General features: G+C 64.5%; 12 protein-coding genes. 8 read left to right on the top strand and 4 right to left on the bottom strand.

Annotated elements, in window-relative coordinates; genetic code table 11:
* Nucleotides 1-17: 17 nt before the first annotated feature.
* The 3 genes from JQ591_RS28730 to JQ591_RS28720 are packed head-to-tail and all read right to left on the bottom strand — an operon-like array spanning nucleotide 18 to nucleotide 3387.
* Complete coding sequence (locus JQ591_RS28730) at nucleotides 18-1241, bottom strand: ABC transporter permease (protein ID WP_211399370.1); 1224 nt, start codon at nucleotides 1239-1241, stop codon at nucleotides 18-20.
* The gene (locus tag JQ591_RS28725; RefSeq protein ID WP_211399369.1) at nucleotides 1238-1963 is read right to left on the bottom strand and encodes an ABC transporter ATP-binding protein; all 726 of its coding nucleotides are present in this window, start codon (nucleotides 1961-1963) and stop codon (nucleotides 1238-1240) included. Before JQ591_RS28725 ends, JQ591_RS28730 begins: the two co-directional genes overlap by 4 nt.
* Nucleotides 1960-3387 carry an efflux RND transporter periplasmic adaptor subunit gene (locus JQ591_RS28720; RefSeq protein WP_211399485.1) on the bottom strand — a complete coding sequence of 476 codons (1428 nt, stop codon included), beginning with the start codon at nucleotides 3385-3387 and terminating at the stop codon, nucleotides 1960-1962. Before JQ591_RS28720 ends, JQ591_RS28725 begins: the two co-directional genes overlap by 4 nt.
* Nucleotides 3388-3977: 590 nt before the next feature.
* Here JQ591_RS28720 and JQ591_RS28715 point away from each other — a divergent pair.
* The 7 genes from JQ591_RS28715 (at nucleotide 3978) to JQ591_RS28685 (ending at nucleotide 7580) form a co-directional block, all read left to right on the top strand.
* Nucleotides 3978-4625, top strand: a complete 648-nt coding sequence (locus JQ591_RS28715; protein WP_211399368.1) for a response regulator transcription factor — start codon at nucleotides 3978-3980, stop codon at nucleotides 4623-4625.
* 171 nt (nucleotides 4626-4796) lie between these two features.
* The gene (locus JQ591_RS28710) at nucleotides 4797-5198 is read left to right on the top strand and encodes a curlin subunit CsgB (RefSeq protein ID WP_211399367.1); all 402 of its coding nucleotides are present in this window, start codon (nucleotides 4797-4799) and stop codon (nucleotides 5196-5198) included.
* Nucleotides 5199-5318: 120 nt separating this feature from the next.
* Entirely contained in the window at nucleotides 5319-5711 is a 393-nt protein-coding gene (locus JQ591_RS28705) for a curlin (RefSeq protein ID WP_211399366.1), read from the top strand.
* A 31-nt stretch (nucleotides 5712-5742) separates the two neighbouring features.
* Entirely contained in the window at nucleotides 5743-6120 is a 378-nt protein-coding gene (locus JQ591_RS28700) for a curlin (protein WP_211399365.1), read from the top strand.
* 83 nt (nucleotides 6121-6203) lie between these two features.
* Nucleotides 6204-6617, top strand: coding sequence for a curlin (locus JQ591_RS28695; protein WP_283817966.1), 414 nt, complete (start codon nucleotides 6204-6206; stop codon nucleotides 6615-6617).
* Between the two features lie 20 nt (nucleotides 6618-6637).
* A complete protein-coding gene (locus tag JQ591_RS28690; protein WP_211399364.1) occupies nucleotides 6638-6928 on the top strand; it encodes a hypothetical protein in 291 nt (96 codons plus the stop codon).
* Nucleotides 6929-7139: 211 nt separating this feature from the next.
* Nucleotides 7140-7580, top strand: a complete 441-nt coding sequence (locus JQ591_RS28685) for a hypothetical protein (protein WP_211399483.1) — start codon at nucleotides 7140-7142, stop codon at nucleotides 7578-7580.
* 18 nt (nucleotides 7581-7598) lie between these two features.
* Here JQ591_RS28685 and JQ591_RS28680 read toward each other — a convergent pair whose 3' ends face one another.
* On the bottom strand, nucleotides 7599-8441 hold the full coding sequence (locus tag JQ591_RS28680; protein WP_211399363.1) for a GNAT family N-acetyltransferase: 843 nt from the start codon (nucleotides 8439-8441) through the stop codon (nucleotides 7599-7601).
* A 122-nt stretch (nucleotides 8442-8563) separates the two neighbouring features.
* On the opposite strand from JQ591_RS28680, the gene JQ591_RS28675 reads away from it, so the two are divergent.
* Nucleotides 8564-9268, top strand: coding sequence for an SDR family oxidoreductase (locus tag JQ591_RS28675; RefSeq protein ID WP_211399482.1), 705 nt, complete (start codon nucleotides 8564-8566; stop codon nucleotides 9266-9268).
* Nucleotides 9269-9320: the final 52 nt, after the last annotated feature.

Here is a 9320-nt window from a genome sequence, read left to right as displayed (position 1 = left end):
AACACCCCAGCATGTTCTCACTCCGTCTTGAGTGCCTCGATCGGGCTGAGCTTGGATGCCTTGTGGGCGGGATAAAAACCGAAGATCAGGCCGGTCGCGATCGAGAAGGCGAGGGCAAGGCCGATCGCCTGGCCATCAATTGAGGTGATCCATCCCGCCATACGAGCGACCGTCATCGAGAGCGTGACGCCGGCACCGACGCCGATCGCGCCGCCGAGCAGGCAGAGCACGAGCGCCTCGCAGAGAAACTGAAGGCGGATGTCCCGCATCCGCCCGCCAAGCGCGCGGCGAATTCCGATCTCCCGCGTGCGTTCGGTGACCGACACGATCATGACATTCATGATGCTGATGCCGCCAACGAGCAGCGAGACCGAGGCGATGGCGACGAGCAGGAGCGCGACGGTGCGGATCGCTCCCTGCTGCGCTTCCATGGCGGCGGCCGGATCCTGGACCTTGAAGTCGTCCTCCTGGCCAGCGGGGATACGGTGGCGCTGCCGCAGCAGGTTTTCGATCTCCGTTCGCGCCCCCGCCATCTGTCCGTCCGCAGCCACCTTGGCGATGATGTAGGCCACCGAATCCCGGTTGATGTTGCTTGCGCTGCCCAGGAAGCGCAACTTGGCCGTGGTGAGCGGCACGAAGGCGACGTCGTCCTGCGCCGGTCCCTTGCGATCGAGAACGCCGACCACTTCGAGCGGCACCTTCATGATCCTGATCTGCGCGCCGATCGGGTCGTCGCCGGGCGCGAACAGCTCACGCGCCACCGTGCTTCCGAGGATCACGACCTTGCCGGCTCCTGCCTCCTCGGCGCCGGAAAAATAGCGCCCGGTGGCAAGCTGCCAGTCGCGCACCATGAAGTGCCCGGTCGTGGTGCCGTTGATGGTCGTGTTCCAGTTCTTGCTCTCGTGAATGACCTGGGCCGTTCCTGCAATCGAGCCGGCCGCCGCCTGGATCTCGGGGATCTGCTCGAGGATCGCCTGCACGTCGCTCTCGGTCATCGTCAGCTTGCTGCCCTCCTTGAGACGCACGCCGCCCTGGTAGACCGCGCCGGGGTTGATCATCAGCACGTTGGCGCCGATCGAGCGGATCTGCTCCTGGAGGCGAAGCTGCGCGCCGGATCCGATCGCAAACACCGTCACGATGGAGGCAACGCCGATCACGATGCCGAGCATGGTGAGGATGCTGCGCAGCGGATTGAGGCGCAGGGCGTGCAAAGCGATCTGAAACCCCTGGAGCATCGTCATGGCGCCGCGCTCCGTTTCGGCAGGATCGGAGCCAGCGTTTCGTCGGCGACGAGCTCGCCGTCATGCAGGCGGATCGTGCGCCGGCACTGGGTCGCGATGCCGGGATCATGCGTGATCATCACGATGGTCTGGCCGGTCCGGTTGAGCGCGGCGAACAGGGCCAGTATCTCGGCGCCGGTACGGCTGTCGAGCGCGCCGGTCGGCTCGTCGGCGAGCACGATCAGCGGGGAGGCGATCAGTGCGCGCGCGATCGCGACGCGCTGTTGCTCACCGCCCGAGAGCTGCCGTGGGAAGTGGTGGGCCCGGTGCACCATGCCGACGGCCTCCAGGCTCTGCTCGGCGCGGGCCAGACGTTCCTTGCGGCTGATGCCGCAATAGACCAGCGGCAGCGCGACGTTCTCAATCGCATTGTGGCGAGCGAGCAGATTGTAGGACTGGAAGACGAAACCAATGCTGCGGGCGCGCAGGGACGACCGGCGATCTTCCGAGAGATCGGCGACGTCGGCTCCCTCGAGATAGAGCGCGCCCTCACTCGGCAGGTCGAGCAGCCCGATCATGTTCATCAGCGTCGACTTTCCCGAGCCGGACGGTCCCATCACCGCGACGATCTCGCCTCGTTCGATGTCGAAGCTGACATTGCGCACCGCAGCCACCGCTACGCCGTCGGCGCGATAGGTCCTGGAGACCGACTGCAGGCTGATGAGGGGCCGGAGGGCCGTCATGATCCGAACCTGATTCCGAGAAACTCCATGCCGGCCGGCCGGATGGCCTGACCAACGGCGACCTGACTGCCCTCGACGAGGTCTCCGCTCCTGAGCGCGACCTGTTCGGTGCCGGCCGCGCCGACGGTCACGGCAATGCGCTGGAGTGAGCCGCTTGCGGTGCGCGCCCACACCCCGCTGCGTGCAGCGGCATCCGGCTGCGTGCCGGAGGGCTGGAAGCGCAACGCGGCGAGCGGCACTTTCAGCACGTCGTCCTGCCGCTCGATCACGATCTTCACCAGGGCGGTCATGCCGGGCAACAACGCGCCGTCGAGATTGGAGGTCGCCAGGACGACGGTGTAGGTCACGACGTGCTGCTGGTTCTGCGGTGCCTTGCGCACCTGCCGCACCACCGCCTCGAAGCGGCGGTCCGGGTAGGCATCCACCGTGAAATGGGCGCGCTGGTCGGGGGCGATGCGCCCGATATCGGCCTCGTCGACCTGCGCGTGGATTTCCATGTCCTCCAGCCGGTGCGCGACCACGAAGGTGGTGCGCGATTCCAGTCCGACCGCGAGCGTCTGGCCCTCGTTGACGAACCTGCCGACGACGACGCCATCGATCGGCGAGCGGATCACGGTGCGGTCGAGATCGGCCTGGGCCGCAGCGAGAACGGCCGCCTTCTCCGGCACGGCCATTCGTGCCTGCTGCAGCTCCGCCTCGATCCGGCGGACGTCGGCCTGCGCCCCATCCACCGCATAGGAGTTGAGGGACATCAGGACCTCGGCTTCGCGTTCCTGGGCCAGACGCGCGGTGAACTCGGTCTGGGCGTCGTCGACCGTCGTCGTGGCCACCACGTTTTGCGACTGGAGTGCCAGCTTCCGCTGCAGGGTCTTTTGTGCCGAGCTCTTGACCGCCTGAGCGCTCTCGAGCTTGGCGGCGAGCACGTCCCGGCTCCCCCTCGCGTTCTGCAGATCGATCCTGGTGCGATCGAGCTTGGCCCGCGCGATGTCGACCAGGGAATTGGCAACGGCCAGAGAGGCCCTGGCTTCGTCGACCTTGGCCGCAAAGCTGCGCGGATCGATCAGGGCGAGCGGCTGATCCTTGGTGACGCTGTCGTTGAAATCGACATAGACCCGGGCGAGCTGCCCGGACAGTTGGGAACCCACCTCGATCGTCTTGACCGGCTGCAGGGCGCCGGTGACGGTGATGGTCTGCTCGATGCTGCCGCGCTGGATTGAGGCATAGCGGAACACGGGGGCATCGGAGCCGAAGGTCGGCGCTTCCAGTCCGGAAGGCGCAAGGAACTTCCGCGTCGATTGATAGGCGCGAGCGGCGCCGTCCGCGGCGTGTCCGGCAGCGCTGGTGATGACGTCAGGCCCCGCGCTGTAAATCGCGGTGAGGCCACACACAGTCCCGAACAAGGCAATGACAGGTACAAATCGCATATCAAAAGCCCGCCTTCCTGAAATGACTTTGCTGGCGGAAAGGTCGTTAATCGCGCTATGGTTGTATTCCATCAAAAGTAGTAATGGGGTATCGGCTTTACGTCGCCGCAATCAGGGCGACGGACGGGCGCGCCTCATGATCCAGTAGTAAAGTCCGAGGGCTGCGAGTTTTCGTGATTTGCGCGAAACGTATACGGGGCGTATTCCAAACGACGCGCGCGGTATCGAAACTCGATAGCTGACTGAACGTCCCGTCAGGTTTGCAGGCGATTGGCGTTCGTTTGGCGTATGGGTAGCGACGCCATGACGCAGCGGGCGATATCTCGGCGGCAGCGCTGGACTGCCGCAACCTCCAAATGGCATCTCGCCGTGACGCCGCCCATCGCGGCGTCGAACTCTTTCAATCACGAAGTCCGATATGTGAACGCCTTCACTCGTCGCCACGGAGTGTTGGCCCTAAGACGTGAGATCTGCGGACCGTTGAGATTCGCTCGGTCATCGCGCATGCCTCCAAGCACCTTGTTATCGCTTGCAAGAACAATGGATGGCAGCATTGCTGCATTGAGCGCCAAGTCCGGGAGCTTGTTGGAATGAGTTCAAATCAAGCCACAGTTTATGTCGTTGATGACGAAATTCAGATACGAAACGCGATCGGAAGCCTCTGCGAGGAGACGGGGCATCAGGTGAGATTGTTTGCCTCGACCGACGACTTCCTCGCGGAGACGCTGACGGTCGGACCGTCCTGCCTGGTGCTCGACATCCGCTTTCCCGGAACATCGCCGACCGGGCTCGAGCTTCAGCGCAAGCTGGCGGAAATGGGCGTGCCGATACCGATCGTCTTCATCAGCGGACACTCGGACGTCCGTGTCTCGGTCGAGGCCATGAAGCGCGGCGCAGTCGAGTTTCTTCCAAAACCCTTCCGCGAGCAGGAGATCCTCGATGCGATCAGGCACGGTATCGAGCGCGATCGCAAGCGGCTGGAGCGCGAGGACGGCGTGCGCGAGGCGCGGCAGCGCATCGAGACTCTGACGGTGCGGGAGCGCGAGATCATGCTGCTGATGGCCGAAGGGCTCGTGGCCAAGCAGATTGCGGCAAAGCTCGGCGTCAGCGAGGTGACGGTGAAGGTCCATCGGGCCCGGATGATGCGAAAGCTGGGGCTGCGATCGCCGATCGAGGTGGCGCGATTGATCGACAGCGTCGGACTGCAGGCGGAGCACGTCGATGTCAGACATGCGTAAATCCGGGCGTGCCGGCGGCGATATCGCCACGACGTCTAGTCCGTATCGACTAGCATGAACTGCAGTCTATCGCACGGAGCACGACCGGTTCAGAGTCATCCCTACGATGTCGGCCTCCTCCAAGACGGCATCAGAATCCAGTCAGACAACTTTGCTAGAAAGGGATACTCCATGCGCAAATTGTTTTTTGCTTCCGTTGCCGTGCTCGCCCTGTCCTCCGCCGCGCAGGCCGCCAACACCTCGACCACGGTGCAAGTGGGCCTGGTGAACGGTTCCAGCGTCTCGCAGCAGGGCCTCACCAACGACACCTCGTCGACCAGCCAGCTCGGCCTCGTGAACAGTGCGACCACGATGCAGGGAACCAGCGCTGCCTCGCTCAACAACGGCAGCACGGTGAACCAGATCGGCGTGCAGAACTCGGCGACCACCGGCCAGGTGGCGTTCGGCAACAACGGCAGCGCGATCACCCAGAACTCGTTCGGGCCTGCCGCGCTGCAGAACAACGCCGCCGCCGTCGGACAGCTCAGCGTGTTCGGCACCAACGGCAGCACCGTCTCGCAGACGGCGCACTGAACCACGTATTGTTTGGCCGGACGCATCCAGTGCGGTGCGTCCGGGCCATTCTCGAAAGCACCGCAATCGGGCCGGGCGATCAAATTGCGATGGCTTGCCCATTCTCGCGGAGGAAATCACATGCGGATCACCTATCTCGTTGCGACAGTCGTCACGTTTGGCGTGCTCACCACTGTCCAGGCCCAGGCCGGCAACTCGGCCAGCGTGCTGCAATTCGGCACCACCAACAACTCCTTCATCTCGCAGAGCGGGTCCACCAGCAACAGCGCGACCACGATGCAGTTCGGCGCCACCAATACTGCGACCACCCTGCAGACGGGATCGCTCCTCACCGTCAACACCTCGGTGATCGGGCAGGGCGGCACCACGGCGACAGCGTCCAACACGGCGCTGGCCGGCCAGGTCGGCGGCTCCAATTCGAGCCTGATCGGCCAGATCGGCGCGAACAACGCGGCTGGCGTTGGACAGCTCGGAATCCTGAACGGCTCGACGATTCTGCAGCAGACTCCGTGATCGCAAATCAATTTCGATAACGAGGCATACCATGAGACATTTTTCAGGCGCCGCCTGCGGCGTCCTTCTCGCCTTGTGCTGCATGGGCACCGGATCGGCCGGTGCGCAGACCGCCGACATCAAGACCATCGTGTCGCTCGGCGGCCCGCCGGTCGTGCTGAACCAGAACGGCCAACTCAACATGGCCGGCGTGTTCATGATCGGCGGCAGCACCAGCGCGACCGTCACTCAGAACGGCACGAACAACGCGACTGGAATCCTGCAATTCGGCGGGCCGGCGTCGGCATCGGTCGGGCAGGCGGGCGTGAACAATTTCGCGTTTGTCGGCCAGGCCAGCCAGTCCACCAGCAGTGTCCTGTCTCAATTCGGTGCGTTCAACTCGGCGACGGTCGTCCAGAATAGCCATTGAGCCGGGCGCGACCTCGCCGTCGTCAGACATGTAATGGGGGCAAGGCGATGAAATGCGGTAGACTGCTCCTCGCATTGGCGGCATTGCTCGCCGCCGTCAGCGTCGCGTCCGAGGTATCAGCCGGATCCGTCCAGCGCGGCGTGACGAACCGGAACGTGAGCATCGAAACGATCGTGCAGTTCGGCAACAACGTTCAGCCGGTCACGATCGAGGAGAACAGCCGCATCAATATCGCGCGCGTCATCCAGATCGGTGGCACGGGAACGGTCGATGCGACGATCATCCAGAACGGCACGCGAAATTATGTCGATGTGATCCAGGTGGGTGGCACGACCAATGTGGCGATCGGTCAGTCGGGCGTGAGCAACATTGCCGATATCACTCAGGTCGGCAATTCTACGAACGCCCTCCTGCTCCAGATCGGAGATATGAACACGGGAGCGGTTCGACAATTCGGGCGCTTCAACTGGCTGTCGATATTTCAGTTCAGCCGGTGATCGCGAAGGTGAGGTGCAACATGAGGTTCATCGTACTCGCAGCAGGAATGAGCATCATGACGGCAATGACGACCGGGCCGGCCGGAGCCGGCGAGTCAGGCAACGGCCATACCACAATGGTTCAGGACGAGAATGGCACGTCCGTCATTACCCAGAGCGGCGATCCGGCGCAGGCCGAGGTCAAGATCGAGAAGGAGCCTGGGCGCACCACAGTCTATCGCCGCAGCGGTGGCAACACCGCCATCGTGACGCAGGGCACCGGAAATCCACAGGACATGCTGGACTGGCTGCGCAAGCAGCAGGGCCGCTGACGCACGAGGTCCGAGCGCCGGCGTGGGCGCGTTCCACGGAACGAAGTGCCTGGGAGCGGCGGAATCCCGGGCGTCTTGCCGCACCTTGTTCCCTGTTAATCCCGTGCCTTAACCAATAATTAATTATACGTTTGCGGGTGGGCGACAGCCCGGCCTAGCGTGCGGTGGGGAGCCGCTATCCGCGAAGCCAAACGAGTTGGTGCGTATCATGATGTATGGCCGATCATTCGGGGCGTTGCTCGCCTCATTCAGCGCAACCGCGCTGCTCCTTGCCCCCGGTGACAGTTTTGCCCGACCCGGCGGCGCCGTTGCACATGCCGCCGCGTCATCCGGTCCGGTGGCACGTCCTTCGTTTGCGCCGGGCGCCAGGTTCCGCGGCCGCAACACGCCCTGGGTCTACTGGCCGGGCGGTGGCGGGTTCTACTATGACAATGCAGGCTACGGCCAACCTTTCGCCGATACTGGCCAGCCGGTCTCCAACGACGTGCGCTACACCTATACGTACGACGTTCCCTGGGACTGGACGCATCGCTTCCCGCCGAACGTGGTGCCGTCAGACCGGCCCTACGTGCCGAGCTGTCCGACGGAGCAGGTGACTGTGCCCGGCCGCGGCGGCGGCGACCACACCGTCAACATCATGCGCTGCTACTAAGCGGCGCATTCCGCTCAGCTAGCCCAGCTCAAAACTGGTCACGCCGAAGACGCGGTCGATCCGCAGCGGCGGGATCGGCCCGGTGTACATCCGCGCCGTCTCGAACACCGGCTTCAGCCCGAGCGATTCCGCGAGTGCAATGGCCTCGCGATTGACGGCGGGGACGTCGAGGAAGATTTCGCCGCCGTTTGCGCTCGCCAGCAAGGCTTGCACGATCGCGTCCGCCGCCGCGCGGTCGTCGGCGACGAGCGGGCCGATCTTGCGGCCGGTCCGGCACGGCCGGATCACACCCCATGCAGCGAGCTTGCCGTCGCGTAGCAGCGCGCGACCGACATGTCCTGATGCGCCGATCCAGGCACGCAGGAAGGCGCTGCGCGGCGCAGGGAACACCGTTGCATCGTCGGCTTCAACGCGCGCGAACGGGATCGTGTCGAGCGCAACGACGTCGGCGGGCGGCCTCAATGGCGCGGCGACGATGCCGCCATAGCGGATATTGGCGTAAGCAAGCTGGAAGCCGGACTTTTCGTAATTGTCCTGCTGCGCCACGACGCCGTCGAGGCCGATCACGCGAGCGCCCGCATGCGCGATCGCCGCGTCCCAGATGCGCAGGCCGTGGCCTCTGTCGCGAAAACCCGATCGCACGATGTAGAAGCCGAGAAATGCGAAGCGATCGTCGTAATTGACGCAGGAGACGGCCGCGACCGGCTGGCCGTCGACCTCGCCGACGAAGAAACCCTTCGCGTCCGGGATCGCGAAACAGGCGGCATCGGAGAGGCCCGGATTCCAGCCCTCGGCCGCGGCCCAGTCGACGGCGATGGCGATCTCCTCGGGGCGCAAATTGCGGATCTGCAAATCGCTCATCTTTCAAGTTGCTTTCGACGGTGGACCTTCCGGCCGGTCCGGCGGTAGAAGGCCTCATGATAGGCCGGGCCCGCGGCTCGCCTCAACGATATCACAGAGGATGATCGGTCATGGCAGCAGAGATGGCAGCAGAGAAGGTCGCACTCGTTACCGCCGGCGGCAGCGGCATGGGGGCAGGGGCTGCGCGTCGGCTCGCAGCCGACGGCTTTCGCGTCGCCATCCTGTCCTCCTCCGGCAAGGGCGAGGCGCTGGCAGCCGAGCTCGGCGGGCTAGGGGTCACCGGCTCCAACAAGTCGAACGACGATCTGAAGCGGCTTGTCGACGGGGCGCTTGCCAAATGGGGACGCATCGACGTGCTCGTCAACAGCGCGGGCCATGGGCCCCGGGCGCCGATCACGGAGATCACCGACGAGCAGTGGCACACCGGCCTCGACACCTATCTGCTCAACGTGATCCGTCCGACCCGGCTGGTGACGCCTTTGATGCAGGCGCAGAAGGCCGGCGCCATCATCAACATCTCGACCGCCTGGGCGTTCGAGCCGAGCGCGATGTTTCCGACGTCTGCGGTGTTCCGCGCCGGCCTTGCCGCCTTCACCAAGATCTTCACGGACACCCATGCCGCCGACAACATCCGCATGAACAATGTGCTGCCGGGCTGGATCGACAGCCTGCCGCAGACCGATGCACGCCGCGACAGCGTGCCTATGCAGCGCTACGGCAAGGTCGAGGAGATCGCCGCCACGATCTCGTTCCTGGCGTCCGACGGCGCGGCCTACATCACCGGCCAGAACATCCGCGTTGACGGCGGACTGACGCGCTCGGTCTGAGGGCGGCGGATTCGAATCGCGTTCGCGTCGGCCTTGTCGTGATGCGACGCGG

Source organism: Bradyrhizobium canariense (genome assembly GCF_018130465.1).
GTDB lineage: Bacteria > Pseudomonadota > Alphaproteobacteria > Rhizobiales > Xanthobacteraceae > Bradyrhizobium > Bradyrhizobium canariense_C.
This window is presented reverse-complemented; position numbering and strand designations above follow the sequence as displayed.